12 protein-coding genes and 3 pseudogenes are annotated in these 14,688 nt (G+C 57.2%); 2 read left to right on the top strand and 13 right to left on the bottom strand.

The window, feature by feature from the left end; translation table 11 throughout:
• The 7 genes from IEX84_RS14400 to IEX84_RS14870 all read right to left on the bottom strand — a co-directional run.
• Window positions 1–929: hypothetical protein (locus IEX84_RS14400; protein WP_188873253.1), on the bottom strand; the 929-nt coding region annotated here is incomplete at its 3' end.
• Window positions 929–1,780, bottom strand: coding sequence for a hypothetical protein (locus tag IEX84_RS14405; RefSeq protein ID WP_188873254.1), 852 nt, complete (start codon window positions 1,778–1,780; stop codon window positions 929–931). The genes IEX84_RS14400 and IEX84_RS14405, both read right to left, overlap by 1 nt.
• Window positions 1,777–3,498, bottom strand: coding sequence for a hypothetical protein (locus IEX84_RS14410; protein WP_209590472.1), 1,722 nt, complete (start codon window positions 3,496–3,498; stop codon window positions 1,777–1,779). The genes IEX84_RS14405 and IEX84_RS14410 overlap by 4 nt, the downstream gene beginning before the upstream one ends.
• 15 nt (window positions 3,499–3,513) lie before the next feature.
• Entirely contained in the window at window positions 3,514–3,861 is a 348-nt protein-coding gene (locus IEX84_RS14650) for a hypothetical protein (RefSeq protein WP_326837242.1), read from the bottom strand.
• A 1,194-nt stretch (window positions 3,862–5,055) separates the two neighbouring features.
• Window positions 5,056–5,511 carry an HTH-type transcriptional regulator Lrp gene (gene lrp / locus IEX84_RS14420; protein WP_188873256.1) on the bottom strand — a complete coding sequence of 152 codons (456 nt, stop codon included), beginning with the start codon at window positions 5,509–5,511 and terminating at the stop codon, window positions 5,056–5,058.
• A gap of 427 nt (window positions 5,512–5,938) precedes the next feature.
• Window positions 5,939–6,688 carry a polyprenyl synthetase gene (locus IEX84_RS14425; protein ID WP_188873257.1) on the bottom strand — a complete coding sequence of 250 codons (750 nt, stop codon included), beginning with the start codon at window positions 6,686–6,688 and terminating at the stop codon, window positions 5,939–5,941.
• Window positions 6,689–6,755: 67 nt separating this feature from the next.
• Window positions 6,756–6,920: an SDR family oxidoreductase gene (locus IEX84_RS14870; RefSeq protein ID WP_326837238.1), complete on the bottom strand. Its 165-nt coding sequence runs from the start codon at window positions 6,918–6,920 to the stop codon at window positions 6,756–6,758.
• Between IEX84_RS14870 and IEX84_RS14435 the strand changes: the two are divergent.
• Window positions 6,890–7,021 (top strand): annotated as a pseudogene (locus IEX84_RS14435) (IS630 family transposase); the annotation flags it as partial. The gene IEX84_RS14870 and the pseudogene IEX84_RS14435 sit on opposite strands and share 31 nt — an antisense overlap.
• A 307-nt stretch (window positions 7,022–7,328) precedes the next feature.
• Here IEX84_RS14435 and IEX84_RS14655 read toward each other — a convergent pair.
• Window positions 7,329–7,695, bottom strand: a pseudogene (locus IEX84_RS14655) (winged helix-turn-helix domain-containing protein); the annotation flags it as partial.
• 45 nt (window positions 7,696–7,740) lie between these two features.
• Between IEX84_RS14655 and IEX84_RS14445 the strand changes: the two are divergent.
• A complete protein-coding gene (locus IEX84_RS14445) occupies window positions 7,741–8,421 on the top strand; it encodes an IS6 family transposase (RefSeq protein WP_188873259.1) in 681 nt (226 codons plus the stop codon).
• 22 nt (window positions 8,422–8,443) lie between these two features.
• On the opposite strand, the pseudogene IEX84_RS14660 reads toward IEX84_RS14445, so the two are convergent.
• The 5 genes and pseudogenes from IEX84_RS14660 to IEX84_RS14465 all read right to left on the bottom strand — a co-directional run.
• Window positions 8,444–8,622 (bottom strand): annotated as a pseudogene (locus tag IEX84_RS14660) (IS630 family transposase); the annotation flags it as partial.
• A 308-nt stretch (window positions 8,623–8,930) separates the two neighbouring features.
• Window positions 8,931–9,944: an asparaginase gene (locus IEX84_RS14450; RefSeq protein ID WP_188873260.1), complete on the bottom strand. Its 1,014-nt coding sequence runs from the start codon at window positions 9,942–9,944 to the stop codon at window positions 8,931–8,933.
• A 102-nt stretch (window positions 9,945–10,046) separates the two neighbouring features.
• The gene (locus IEX84_RS14455) at window positions 10,047–11,816 is read right to left on the bottom strand and encodes a Na+/H+ antiporter NhaC family protein (RefSeq protein ID WP_188873261.1); all 1,770 of its coding nucleotides are present in this window, start codon (window positions 11,814–11,816) and stop codon (window positions 10,047–10,049) included.
• Between the two features lie 146 nt (window positions 11,817–11,962).
• Entirely contained in the window at window positions 11,963–12,730 is a 768-nt protein-coding gene (locus tag IEX84_RS14460; RefSeq protein WP_188873262.1) for an IclR family transcriptional regulator, read from the bottom strand.
• Between the two features lie 410 nt (window positions 12,731–13,140).
• The gene (locus IEX84_RS14465; RefSeq protein WP_188873263.1) at window positions 13,141–14,322 is read right to left on the bottom strand and encodes a tyrosine-type recombinase/integrase; all 1,182 of its coding nucleotides are present in this window, start codon (window positions 14,320–14,322) and stop codon (window positions 13,141–13,143) included.
• Between the last annotated feature and the right edge of the window lie 366 nt (window positions 14,323–14,688).

Consider the following 14,688-nt stretch of genomic DNA (forward strand, 5'->3'; position numbering starts at 1 on the left):
GCGGTCGTCGCGACACTCGTCCCACCAACGTAGGCGCCGGCAGCAACACCGCCGACGAGTGCGGCGCCACGGCCCGCAGTACTGATCGCTTTTGCGGTAAGTGGGGTCGCGTATTGGAACGTCTTCCACGTCACCAGCAAGGCGACGAGCGGCAGGGAGACCGCGACGAGATACTTCAGGAACGGACTGCCGGGTGAGAGAGCGTGCTGCGAGTAGAGGAGGTCGTAGCCTTTGAACACGACCGCAGCGGGGAGTGGGAGGATTGCGAGCGGGACGAAGCGTTTGCTGAACCCCATCGCGACGTCCGAGAGAACCGGGATGTTCCCGTAGGCGAGCGCGAACGCAATCGGCATCCCGTAGATATAGACGTAGAGGAGGACTTCTCGAATATAGTAGAGCGCCTCCAACGCCCACATCGAGAGCCCACCGAGGAGCGCAAACACAAGCGAGAGACCGGGATTTGTTACCGTGTTCTGTAGAAATGCGAGCATCGCAGTACTGAGTGAGTGGAAACTGGGTAGAAGTGCGATCGTGAATCCGTTGACCAAGTAGAGTGTGAGGACACTGAGCCAGTACCACGTGATGATTAGGAATGCGCCGACCCACGCCGTCTTGCGTGTTCGTCGCGACTCGTAGGTACTCCCGATATTGAAGATCCGGATGAGGTGCCGGCCCTGCACACAAACTACGAGTAGCAGTAGTGAGATAACCATGATCTCACCCCCGATTAGCGCATGCCGAATCGATACCCATGGTGCGTTCGTCGGCTGACCGAAGACAAATGCGCCGTTCGTCTGTGGTGTTGGGGTGCCGAACGTCGCGACAGAGAGTTCGTGATATCCGCTCCGAAGCCCTTGCATAAACAGACTGATGAACCAATTGACGGCGTCCTTGAAGCCCTGAAGGACAACCCCGATCAGATCAACCATTAGTTATCCTCTCCGACCGTAACTGAGCAGTTGTTGAACTCTTTGGATGCAGAATACCGAATGTGGTATGTCTTCGACAGGGGGGATCTACTGGTTGATGTCTCGAGGGAGATCTTGAACGTCCCAGACTGCGGATGCTCCTTGCACACGACGTTACCGCCACGAATGAACGCAAATGGCATCCGAGAGCTATAGATCCTCTTTGATTCACCGGGTGGCACAACGACTCGTTTGATCTCAGCGTCCGATTTCGGGTCGTAGATTCCGCTCACATCGGTCTCTGCGTATTGCGTCCCGTTCTCACCGCTTGGGTAAGGAACATCTCCAAAGAAGAGGAGCTGTGTGATTGCGGTTGGACCGCTCCCTTGGTTCTCAATTGCGACAAATACCTGTGAGTGGGGACTGCGATTCGTTCCATTCCACATTTTGTCGGGTTGGTTTCGCCCGATGCCCATGTTGATAATTTGGAGGTCGGGACGGAGCTGACGGGTAGTGGTGCCGAGCGTTTGGTCGCCGTCAACGGCGACGATCTTGTATTCACCGCGTGTGTAGGTGGTGCCGACGTCGAAGGAAACGCGACTTGCGCCCTGCGCGACGCCGCGTGTGCCGAATAACGACCCGTTCGGTGTAACGAGGTTCACGTGTTCGACGTCCACGCTACTCGCGAGTTCGACGACGAGCCGCGTCCCCTGTATATGGACGTCCGCAAACGGAGGCGTGCCACCAGTTGTCGACGGACTCGACGGCGAAGAACCGTCGTTACCGAGACAGCCGGCGACGCCGGCAAGAGTGAGGCTGCCGAGTGTTTGGAGGGCTGTTCGACGGTCGATGGATGGGTGTCTGTCAGTCATGGGTGCTGAAAGCGATCGACGTCGAAGAGGCGGAGAAGACGATAGCCTGCATAGAACATCACCGCGAACGGCAGTAGCCGCCATCCGGCTCCGATAAGGAGGGCGAACCACCCTTCGAGCGTGCCTAGCGGATGCCAGCGCACACTGGCTCGATCACTCACGTACGCGGGGTCGGTGTTAAGCCACGATTCGGGCTGGTAGCGTGCGGTGTAGATCCCGGGATCCTCGAGCGTGACGACTGCAACCCCGGATGCATTCGTCGTTACGCGCTGGTCGTTGATCGTGATGAAGCCGTCGTGGGAACTCCGGAGGATCGGATACCGATTGCTCTGCCCGAGCGCAATCGGCTTCCCCGTCACGGCGTCGTGAAGTGTGAGCCGGACGGTCGCCTCTGATTCCGTCTGCGAGACGACCTGGGCAGTGAGCGTGCTCTGGTGGAGTTGGCGTCGCAGCCCGGTTGGTGGCTGAGAGATGGTTGCGTTCACACCACGGACGATACCGGAGACGCGAAGCGCCTGCCGGTCAACACGATCAGCGCGAACCGCAAGACCATGGGTCGGCGTGTAGTTCCGGGTGACGACGTCGATGTGGACATCATCCCCAATTGTCGAGGTGGGTGCTGAGTGGTTCTCACCCCAGGTCTGAATGATTGAGGGACCCGTCCGCACCGGCTCGGCGATTGGCCCGATCCGCGAGGGATACGCGTGAACGGACACGGGAATCGCGTCCGACGCCATCTGTGTGTCGCCGTCGCCGGTGGATCTCACGAGCGTGTCCCAACTGGTGTCGCGGGCGGTGTAGAACCGCCAGACACCGCGTACGCTCGCGCTCCCGTTCTCGGTGAGGGTATAGCCACGCCACGGCTCGGGTTGAAAGATGGCGACGCCGGCATCCCCATTCGGATACGTCGCGTAGTAGGGGTACGCCGAAAGATCGTAGACGGTTCCCGTCAACGAGTCTGAGACGGACACGGAATCGGTTCGCGTCGTCCGCTCCACGACCGTTCCGTCGATACGTACGATCTTCTGGACGCGGACCTGAATCGTTGCCTCAAGCGCAATCCGTGTCTCACCGGTATCGTTGAGCTGGTAGTGGAGAACGGCCGTGTGTGAGCCGGGGCTGGTCACGAGACGACTCCCGTCCTGCAAGAGGCGGACACTCGATATCTCGTGGCTAAGCAGGGACCAGTCGACATGCCGCTGCTCCGACGTCGATGAGTCTGGATACCGGATGCGATAGTCGACGAAGCCGCGCACCGTCCCGTTCGGGGCGAGATACCGCGTTGTCGAATCAGCTGCGCGATGTGCCCGTGTTGCTGGCTGCGCGGCGAAAATCGCCGCGTGAGCATCCGCGATGAAGACGCTATCTTCAAGGTCAGCAGTCGGCAGATGAATCGATGTCTGCGGGCCGCTGGCGTGCAGATCACGGAAGTCGTGGCGAGTCCACGTCGCGGCAGTCTCCGGGGGTTGCGTGAACGTGATGTCCGTGCCGTTCGCAACCTGCTGGAGGGCCGTCCGATGCTCGCCGTATCGCTGGCGGTAGCTCGTTTCGCTCGTGTAGTTGTCAGCATCATGTGACCAGAGAGTTGCGGACTGATTCTCCGTGAGCCCATTCCCCTCAGTTCCGGGTCGTGGTGGACTTGCAGTGGCGAGCCCCACAACTGTCCCAGCGACCAGCAGGGTGGCGACCGCTACCGAAAGGAACCGAGTGTCCACCATCATTACGAAGTAGTGTTACCAGGGGACGAGGTTCACGCAACTCGCCAAGGGGAGCCCCATCATCGAGCCGGCGACAGTGTAGAGCGGGCCGAGGACGACGAGTATCGCGGTGGATTTGAGTGCTGACCGCTTGTGCCGCTTGATGTCCTTCTTCTGCTCGGGGTTCAGCGTGAACATATCGATAAGGGAGTCCGCCTGCCAGACGACGGCAAGGCCGATGATCCCGAGTGCCGTCGTGAGCTGGAAGAATCCCTCAATCATCGTCGGGAGTTTGCTTGCGCTACAGACCGCGGTCTGTTGGGCGGCGACGGGTTCGACAGCGACGAGACTGAATAGGAGAAGCGCGCTTCCGATGCGTCGCAGTAAATTCCGGGGAGTTCGCCCGCGTTGAGAGGCGTTTTGTTCGGTGTCAGTGGTTGCCGATTCTGAATCCGTCACCGCGATCCACCCCACCGTTTCCAGTTAGTGGTGGCCTTGACGGTCGTCGCTTCTCGGTCTGTGGTCTGTATAGCATCGTGGGGTCTACCGATCTCCTCTCGATGCATTCTCCTGTAAGTCGAGATAGATGAACTAAGAATCTTATGTCTTCTACATCTATGCAATTAATAAAGATTTGTTCGGATATTAGATAGTATATGATATAACTCACTTTTTGAATGTCCGACCGTGTGCAATGATGTAGAACTTGTTGGTATCTGTTGATTCTCCTATCGGCATACACTCGCTATTCTGTTTCTATTGGAATTGACATTAACGAGTAAGGATGGTGCCGCTGGTCGTCAAATGCCGGCCTAGACACTAATTACAGAGGATCGACTGAACCGTAACTACAGCTTAGGTACAAGCCGCTTGGTGTACGAAGGAGCACTTTTATTTAGATCAGGGACGTATCCAAATTGGATTGCACAGGGGAGACAATCCAATAGGGGGGAGTAGTCTTCTACGGCAATCCACGAAGGAAGCACGCTATTTCGCAGGTGGGTATTGGAACCACTATCCATCTGCATCTTCCGCTCAATACGCACACACCTAACGACTGTTTTAAGTATAGGATTAGAGAAGAGATAGGGATCTCAGCAGAGCCTCTATTCTAGAGCCGTTATCTACGGATCAATCGGGTAAACGGAGTTCATAAACCAGCCGGTGTCTCTTGAAGAGTGATGAGTGGGTCGACAAGTCGAGTCAACCCACTATGGGTAACACGTGTGGCACGGGCCGGAGTTAGCATGGTCAATGAACTCCCGGAGTCACACCGTATCTATCCGTGCTGGCTCTACTATTGGTTATCTACGCATGATACATAAGCTTTCTTCTGTTTATTAGAATTTTTATGATGAAGCCGCCGGAGTAGGTACAGCTATTCCCGATTAACGGAGTTCAAGCCCAAATTACGGGCGTGGTCGGCGGCCAACAGCTGTCACCGGTCATGGGCCGCAGTCAACCGGCCCCAAAGTCAGGGATGTCGACCCGTGAACGCCCGAAAGCCCTTCGGGTACGATGCGGTGAGTCCACTGATAAGCCCTGCGCCACCGTTGCGCGGGGCAGTTGTCATGAGTGCTAGTCGGTATTGAGATCGAATTGTTCGTTCTCAGCAGCGGCATTGAGCACAACGCTGGTCGCGGACTCGGCGATGTCGGCGTCGCCGAGGAGTTCCTTGATGAGCGTATTCATGTGGTCCGTGTCGTGGAACTTCCCGATGGCGATGATATCGTAGTCACCCGTCACTTCGTAGACGGATATCATCTGGTCATGTGCGCCGAGTCGCTCAGCGAGGTCGGGAAGTGAACCACCCTCGGCTTTGAGTTGGAGGACAGCGGTGACGTCGTAGCCGAGTTTATCATAGTCGACGGTTGGTGTGTAGCCCGTGATGACGCCTCCTTCCTCAAGATCTTGGAGGTGGTTCGAGATCGTTGTCACGGAGACATCGAGCTCCTCGGCGAGACTGCGGAGGCTTGCGCGGCCATCTCCGAGCAGCTCATTTATTAGCTCGGCATCAATATTCTCATAGGCCATGTCTTAAGCTACGTTTGCAGCCCTGTTAACATGTGGTATTCAAACTCGTTTGGACTGCAGTTACTCACAATACTCAGGCGTAGAAACACGGAGTGATGTATTTCTCAGTGGATACTCTCGCCAAGACAAGGTGCAACCCCATCGCAGTGGTGTCCAGCCAATTGAGGTTGCACCCTTGATGGCGGCCGTCGGTAACGAAGTACACAGCCATGACGGACTGCTGGAATAGCCCTAGCTACACCAAGGCCCTAACCAGGCCTGACACCGACAGCATCGACACTATCAACAGCCAAAGCAAAAAATATATCCACAGTAATACGGGGGGATCCAAACAGGGATGGGCTAGTTCTACCGACTCCAGCACCTGCTGCGGCCTCAACAAAGTAGTATAGACCGTATCACGGCTCAACACACTCGTAAACAGCCCTTACTCGGGAACGAGCGCGCGAAGGTCGTACACGTCCACGGTGTCATCGAGGTCGTCAAGCGCGTCCAGTACGTCCACACGGCGGTTGTCGGCATACGTATCGAGCCGAGGTTCGTCTATGTTCGGAAAAACGACATGACGGTCTTGGGGCTCCAAGTCATCCGTGCGCCGGATGAATTCGAGTGCGCCGAGACCGCGACCGAGGAGACGGACGGACTCGTGCTGGTCATCAGTTACGTCCGCGAGGATGGCCCCTATTGTTGCCGCAGCCTCCCCGAGCGCCCCCATCGTGTCATCCACGAGTGATTCCGGACTGCTTGCCGTTTCCGGATCTGTGTAGTGCGTGCTGAGCGCGCCCGTGATGCACTGGGAAGTACACGTTACGGCGTCAAATAGGGAAACTGGACCGCCGCTGCGGGCGAGCGCAGCGTATGCAGCCGCGTAGAGTTGGTCGCTTGCGAGGAGCGTATGGGTTGGGTCGGCTGTGAACGAGTGGGCCACGTCGTCGTGCAACTGGACGAGCAGTTGGCCACGCAGTCGGATATATGCACGGAGGCACTCAACGCCCGCAGCAGCGGTCGCCGCGCCATCGTGATGGGTGTCCGCAAGCGTGTCGTGCACGTGGAGCGATAGCTCGCCGTACCAGTAATCCGCCGCGAACGGCTCCCCGATGTCGGGCTGATGTTCAGTGCCCGCCTCTGGGAGCACCCGTTCAAGCTCGCGTTCAATGTCACCAGTGGTGTCGGTCATCGGCTTCTGTCTCCAAATTGGCTTACTAACTAGTCAGTAAAAAGGCTCCGCTGTGGCTCGACATCATTCAACTAACTGAGGGAATGCGATGGCTATTGCGCGAGGTAGCACTATCGACGCCGAGGGCCTCACCAGTAATGAAGGACGCGTCGTCGTCACAGAGCCAGAGGACAGCACCCGCGACCTCCGCAAGTCGTCCTCGCGGAGGAGTGCTGGAGACAGCTTCAATCAACTCTCAACAACCGCTTCTTTGACTCACTCGACAAGCTGACAACCGCGATCGATACCGCTCTTGACCAACCCTCTATCGCAAAAGTAAGCGACTACTCCTAATCGACACTATACTTCGAAGACGATGGCAGCGGACTCCCTGAAGAACAGTGTGAAGAAGCCCTTGAGCCGTTTCACACAACCGCTGACGATGGAACTAGATAAGGCCCGAGTATCGTTTCAGATATTGCAGACACCTACGGGCGGACCCTCTCAATAACAGAGTTAAAACATGGCGGCACACGATTTGATTCACAGAGATCTTCAACATCTAGATGTTTTTGCACGCTTCGTTTAGCACTCGATTCAGTACGCATCGCAACAGGATCAATGAGTCAAGGGGGCTGGGTTGAATCGCTGTAAGGATGGGATCACGTTGTCCAAAGAATTCAGCGGAAGACCGCGTGCCGCGCGGAAACCACGCGGCACGCGGCTCGACTTGGACAGACTTCTTTAGTCGATCGATACAGACTACGGTGGCGTCCATCTCTGCTCGCTTTTTTGAGCTCGTCGCGGAACTTCTCTTGCTCATCTTCGTTGGCTTCGGTGGCTTTCTGGTGTGGTTTTTGATATCTCAATCCAACTTCTTTCAATAGCCGCCGACAGCTGGAAATTGAGTAGTCCACGTCGAAGGTGTCTGCAAGAAGTTCCTATGCAAGTGTCGGCGTGAACGCCGGCGCGTCAATCCCCTTGGATAGATGGTAGACAGTATCTTCGAAATTTTGTTGGGCACTGTCTAGTTAAGCCAGTTTGAGAAGCGAGCAGTTCGTAGATCTAGTGTCTTGCTCGATCCAGAACTGCTCAGAGAGACGTTGGAGACGGCGAATCTTGAATGTTGGGAGCGTGAGCGGACGGCGACGCCCGTCAGGGCGTTCGCCGTCCGGCTCCACGCGACCGGTTGTTCGCTCAGGGAGACAAAAGAGATTCTTCGGCTATTCGGCGTAGAACGCTCGCATCAAGCGATCTTTCAGTGGGTACATCGAGTATCTGATAGCGTTGGCGACCCGCCGACGGCGAAGCCGTCAAGGGTCGCAGTTGACGAAACCGCTATCAAAATCAACGGAGAGTGGTCTTGGTTGTACGCTGCAATTGACCTCGATACGAAGTTAATTCTCGATGTCGAGTTGTTTGGTCGGCATGGCACTGATCCGGCGGCTGCGTTCTTGCATGGACTCCGCGAGAAACACGATCTCTCCGACGCGGTGTTTCTCGTCGATCAATTCGGCTATCGGACTGCCCTTCATCGATTAGGGTTGAACGGTCGGGTGGACTATACCGACCGGAACCTCATCGAAAAGTGGTTCCACACGCTCAAAATGCGCATCGACCGTTTCCATAACTCGTGGGTCGGCAGTCGGTCGAGTGCACGCGAATGGCTTGAACAATTTGCGCATTACTACAACCATCAGAGACCGCATCAATCGCTCGATGGAAGAACGCCGGTCGAGGAGGTGCTAAACTAGACAGTGCCTTTTGTTGTTATAACTCTGAGAATTTATATTTTCTCCTAGATTTTTCAGTATCAGTAACTGCCTGCTCAAGCGACTCGACACTGGCGAGTCACTTGGGCCAGTTGTAGATTGTTCGCCGGTCGGTATCGTACCATTCAGCAGGTTCGCTTTGCGTGACACCGTTTTGTACGTGATCGCCGCTAACAACCGTTTTATAATATTACTCTATCAGTATATTAATATTATTTTTATTTTCTAAATAAATTCCGAATTTATTTATTATGTCTTCCAACAATCTCTGAAAGTTACTTCTAGCGTCTATTATAACGCGGTGCCAGCGTCGGTGACGATTCTGGCCCGTTTCTCCCCAAAGACGGCGAAGACGGCAAGCAGAAGATGAATCTTCCGTGAACCGCTCGGGGTCAACTGAGGCACTCGGCCTACCACCTGTAGATACTCATCAGTGGTCAATAGCATGCTCGGCACCCGGTTACGTGATTGTACTGGCGCGTACACCCGTTTCACTTGTTAACTCGTACAGATCGTGGTGTGAATCCGTGGCGGTCAAGCCGTGATGGATCGAAGGTTCGTTCGACGTCGGTCCCCGGATCGGCGAGCGTCGCCAGCAGTTTAAGTCGCGCTTTCGACGCTGAAAGATTCGACGCGAGGACTGCACCGGCTCGCCGAAGCGTCCGGCCACCGCCCGTCGACCCGTATACACCAGCAGTATTTCCATGGCGACATCGTGTCGTGACGGCAACGGGGACGCCATGATCGATGGCACGCTCGATAGCGCGGGCAACATCGTTTGGGACGTTCCCGAGGCCGAAACCGTCGACGATGAGACCGTCAACGCTGCGTTCGACGGCGTCGTCAATGATCCCACCCGTCGTCCCCGTGGACGTCGCGACGATGTCAACCGACGCTGTGAGATCATAGCGAGTAACGGACACAGAGAGACTAGTAGGACGCCGGAAAAACCAGAGGCCATCAGGGGTGCGCTCTGCGACCAGACCGTACTGACCGGAGTCGTAGGCGGCGGGGTTTGTGCTGTGAACTTTCGTCACCGGTCGCGCGGCGTGTAGGCGGTCGTTGAAGAAGACGTACGCGCCGTCACGAATCGCGTCGTGTGTCGCCGCGGCCAGCGCACCACGGAGATTCGCCGGCCCGTCGGCGCTTGGCTCAGTGGGCGTCCGCTGGGAGCCAGTGAGGACGAGGGGGACATCGCTCGCGGCGACGAGATCGAGATAGTACGCGGTCTCCTCGAGGGTGTCGGTTCCATGAAGAACGACTATGGCGTCGGCGTCACCAGCCACGTCGTTCACTCGCCGCGCGACCGTCGTGAGGTCGTCAAGTTCGAGTTCGGAACTCGGTTGTTGGACGCACTGTTCGACCGTCACGTCCCAGTCAATGACGTCGAACACGTCGCCGTACGTATCTGCAAGGTCGTGGATGGACTCCGTCGGGACTGTTCCCTCTGTCGTCATGGTGCTGGCGATCGTCCCGCCGGTCGCGAGGACGTGAACTCTATCCATACCGATGTGTATTCATACTCATTATATACGAATTGTGGTTCCTAGTATTCGAACGTCCAAGACGTAGGGTGATGAATGCGGTGAAGGGGGAGCCGTGAGTTGTTAGATTCCGAAGGTGACGAATAGGAAGACGAGCGTGAAGTAGCCGAGCACGACAGTGAGCGCAGCGACAGGGATCGCACCAAAGTAGTCGTACGCACCATCCGCTCTAGCGCGGGCGTCGACGTCACCGTTCGCAATCGCGTCGGTGTCGATTGCGTCGCCGTCAAGCGCGCTGGTCGTCGGCATCACCTCAGGAAGGTTCTTCCGGCGGGTATCATACTTGTTAAGCGCGAGTGCGACGACGCCGGTGAGCACGATCGAGAGTGGGAGGAGCACGTAGACGGACGTGACTCCGAGTCCGTACAGCACGAGCGCCAACACGGTTACACCTGCAGCGGTCATCGCGAAGGGGATCTGCGTGTTCACGTGATCCACGTGGTCGGAGCCGGCGAAAATCGAAGACATCACCGTAGTGTCGCTGATCGGTGAAACGTGATCGCCCCAGATCGCACCGCCGAACAGCACGCCCAGAAGCACAGGGAGAATGGACAGTCCACTCATCTGGTAGCCGAGCGGGATCGCGAGCGGCGTCAAGATCGCCATCGTCCCCCAGGATGTACCTGTAGTAAGCGCGATGAACATCGCGGCGACGAAGATGAGGAGCGGGAGGAACGAACTCGGGATACCACTCCCAACGAGGACGTCGACCACGTACTGTGCGGTGCCGACCTGCGAGGCGGCGTGTCCGATGCTCCACGCGAGGATGATGATCGCGACGGCAATCATCATCGTCTTGAACCCCTCAATCACAGTGTCGGTTGCTTCGTCAAGCGTCAGCGCGCCAAGACCGACCGATCCCGCCATCCCGACCGCCATGAACGCGAAGGACCCGTAGAGAAGGCCGAGCGCGACGTCAGTCTCTTGGAATGCGGTCGCGATGTCGACACCTGGCTGGTATCCGCCACCAAGCCACCACATCGAGACTATGCCGACGACGAGTAGAGAGAGGATCGGCGCGAGGAAATTGAACAGCGAGGGGTTGCGATCGCTTGGATCCCCGACGTCGGTCGTAATGTCGGAGAGTGGCGTCGCGTCATCCCGACGGGTCTTCTTAGCGACGCGCGAACGCCACTCTGCGTTGAGCATCGGTCCGTAGAAGCGCTGTGTGATCGCGACGAATCCGACGAGGAGGAACGCGAGGAAGCAATAGATATTCCACGGGATGCTACGGAGGAAGAGCCCAAACGCCGTGATGCCGACCTCTTGCGCGGTGAACTGCGCAGCGCCAAAGCCCGCAATGATCATCGAGACCTGATAGCCGATCCAGTTCGAGACCGGACCGAACGTCGTGACGGGTGACGTTGTCGAGTCAAGGAGATAGGCGTGCATCTCCCGAGAAGTGTGGTTCTCCTCGGAAAGCTCCCGCGTTGCATTCCCAGTGACGACTGTACTGGTGTACGAGTCGAAGAAGATGAATATCCCGATGAGCCACGTGAGGATCTGGGAATCGCGAGCAGTGTTGATCCGGTGGCCGATCCAGTTCTGGAGCGCCAATATCCCCCCGGAGCGGTGGATGAACGCGGCGCCTGCCCCCATCAGCATGATCAAGATCAAGAACTTCGCGTCGAAGGGCGACCGGACAACCTCGACGATCCAGTCCATCGAGAGCGCCGTCGCAGCGATGGGGTTCCAGTCAGCCATCATCAGTGCACCGACCCAGACGCCCGCGAACAGCGAGAGTAACACCTGTCTGGTGTACATCGCGAGCACGATTGCGAGTACTGGCGGCGCTAGAGACAGCGCCGCAAATGGCAAGGCTTCGTATGACATCCAACTGCATCAATCGCATCCTGATAGTTATACCTTTCCCATTTTCTCCCAGATACGACGCGCACGTCAACTTGTGTGCGCAAATACTGTCCGAATAAGAATTCTCAGAAGTAGTGGCCGGTCGGCGAGCGCTGGTCGATGGAGAGCTATGCAAGCCCTTGCGATTTGACTTCGGCCTCAAACTCCGGGACGACGCGTTGGAGGATATCGGGGAACTCCTGGTGGAGATCGGTATCTTCGATTCGGTAGGCCGGGCCGGAGACAGTGAAGCCCCCGATGATGTCACCCGTGGGGTCTTCGGCGAGGACACCGGCGACACGCTTGCCGGGGATCGACTCCTCGTCGTTGACGGCATACCCTCGCTCTCGAATCCTCGCAAGTTCCTCGTCAAGGTTCGAACGGGTTGTGATGGACTGCTCGGTAATCGCCGGTAACCCCCAGCGCTCAACGATTTCATCGACACGCGAGACCGGGAGACGGGCGAGCATCGCTTTCCCAATCGCCGTCGTGTGCATATACTCATAGTTCTCTACGCGAGTACTCGGGCTCGCAGAACTCCCAACGGAGTCGTAGAGGGTGACGATTCGACCGTTCTCCTCGACGCCGAAGTCTGACTCCTCGTTCGACTGCTCGGAGAGCGTAACGACGTACTTTCCCGCGAGTTCGTAGAGTTTGCTCCGGTTGCGGACGTACATTCCGAGGTGATAGAGACGAGCACCGAGGTAATACTCGCCATCCTCGGAGATGACATAGCCGTGCTCCGCAAGTGTGTACAGGTGTTTGTAGACCGTGCTCTTCGAGAGGCTGAGCCGCTCGGCGAGTACCGCCGGCGTCGCGCCATCCAGTTCCTGTATCGACTCAATTATCCGAAGTGAGGCGTTCGTCGTCGTCAGCAGTTGACTGTCGGTGGTCACAATGAGACCGACAACTTAGATGATTATATGTATTCGGGAATACGATTCTGTCCCCCAGGTTCATTTACCGCAATCAGGCATTCTAGAACACTACCTGAGGGCTATCCTAGAAAAATCTCGAATGTAGAGAATGGTTTCACGGATCAACTGTCAGATCGGCTGTCCCCCAAGATCCCGAACGCTCGTGAGGCCTAAACTACGTTAGTCGGATAGTCTCTCGTGGAATAGCACGCTCAATCGCGCTGTCTATGGCTATTGCATTACAGAGATATGTCTGTAAAATATTTATATCAGTCATATCGTTGGGGAAAGATGTAGTTATCGTATACATGGAATTTCGGGTGTCCCAGGATCGGTTGCGACTTGCCAAGTCTAATCCGAAGCCGAGCAGGCGCTCTTCGACGTCTCCGTTATGCTGAGTCGTCTCCATAGAGGAGGTCGTCGACGTCCTCGGAGAGGTCGGAGGTGTTGGCTTCAGTGTACGATGTGTGGGTGGTCTCAATGCTTCGGTGTCGGAGGATGTTCTGGGCGTCTTCGGCCGAGAGTTCGGTGTACGCTCGGTGGCCGAGCCCTCGACGGCCGCCGTGCGGCTTCAGGTACTCGCCGTCGACGGCGAGACCGGCGTCCTCGCAGAGCTGGCGCATCACGCGGCGAGCGCCATCGGTCGTGAGCGCTGGCGGCGCGACATCGTACTCGCGGAGGACTTCGTCGATATCCGCGGCGTTGTCGAGAATCGTCTCGATTTCCTCGGCGTTGAACTCTCGGTCGGCGAGTGTCTGCCGGACGGCACGGTACTTACTCGTCGCGTCGGCCGTGGGAATCACCGGCCAGTCCTCCGAGGCAGGCTCGAGAACGCGCCGGTAGCGCTCAACCTTCTTCCGCGTCGTCGGCGGGAACTGTACCGTTTCGCGATCGCGGGACTTCCCCAAGACACGGATAGCCCCATCGTCAAGGTCACGCCACTGGATGCCGTTGCGGTCAGAGTCACCCGAGACGGCGAAGAGTTCGGCGCCACGCGCGCCCGTGTCCGCGAGGAGGTAGGCGATGGCCCGGTCGCGGAACGCCCGCTCGTGGTCGCGTGTGTCGTCGCCGAGGGCGTTGTGTGCCTCCGTGTCGACGTAGCGGAGGAGTGCCTCGCGAGCGTCAGCCGACCAGAACTGCTGGCCCTGCTCGACTTCCTCTGTGTCTTCCGGGAGTTCGTCTTTGACGCGGTCGGGCTGCATCGGGTTCGTTGCGAGGAGCTGCTCGCCGTCGACACACCAGGAGAAGAACGCCCGGGCGATGTTGTAGTACGTGTGTGCGCTCGCGGCCGAAAAGTCACGGTCCGTGTCGAAGGTGAGGGGGTGGGCCTCGTCGACGACGCGATCGTGGAGGTACGCCTGCACCCAGCGTCGGCAGTCATCGTCGTCGACGGCCTCAACCGTCTCGACGTCGCGGTGAGTACGAAGCCAGGCGGCGAGTTCGCGGAGGACAGTCGCGGTGTTCTCCCGGTAGCGATCCGAGTCGATGCCGCGCAGGCGTCGGTCGATGGCGTCTTCGAGGCGCGTTCCCTGGGGGTCGCGCCCGTCATCGCCGGTCTGAGTTGGAGGCACGTTCTGTGCTTACCCCCACGGTCGGGCCCCCAATAAATCTGGTTGGTCTTAGTGTTCTAAGACAAACCAACAACGTTTCGCCCCCAATCCCGTGTTTTCGGCGAGTAACGGTGCTGTGAGCGCAGTATTGGGTATAGTAAATCATATATCGGTATACAGAATCTTCTCCATTGGAAGTTGAGACTACACCGTGTTTAGCGGGCCTGTAATGCGTGGTTTCGACCGAATCGGTGAGTGGAAACTGCTTCAGATATCTCTCGAGACGGCCATTCTTGTTGGGATACCTACTACATGAGGAATTTTCGGTCTCTTTCGGTAGCGTTGCCACTCAGACGACGCTCTATCACGGGTAGAGTACCTTACTAC

Origin of the sequence: Halarchaeum rubridurum, from assembly GCF_014647115.1 — an archaeon.
GTDB lineage: Archaea > Halobacteriota > Halobacteria > Halobacteriales > Halobacteriaceae > Halarchaeum > Halarchaeum rubridurum.

Excerpts from the sequence above, each read along its gene's own strand:
- IEX84_RS14405 (WP_188873254.1), bottom strand. The coding sequence starts at position 1,780 with ATGACTGACAGACACCCATCCATCGACCGTCGAACAGCCCTCCAAACA.
- IEX84_RS14410 (WP_209590472.1), bottom strand. The coding sequence starts at position 3,498 with ATGGTGGACACTCGGTTCCTTTCGGTAGCGGTCGCCACCCTGCTGGTC.
- lrp (WP_188873256.1), bottom strand. The coding sequence starts at position 5,511 with ATGGCCTATGAGAATATTGATGCCGAGCTAATAAATGAGCTGCTCGGA.
- IEX84_RS14425 (WP_188873257.1), bottom strand. The coding sequence starts at position 6,688 with ATGACCGACACCACTGGTGACATTGAACGCGAGCTTGAACGGGTGCTC.
- IEX84_RS14450 (WP_188873260.1), bottom strand. The coding sequence starts at position 9,944 with ATGGATAGAGTTCACGTCCTCGCGACCGGCGGGACGATCGCCAGCACC.
- IEX84_RS14455 (WP_188873261.1), bottom strand. The coding sequence starts at position 11,816 with ATGTCATACGAAGCCTTGCCATTTGCGGCGCTGTCTCTAGCGCCGCCA.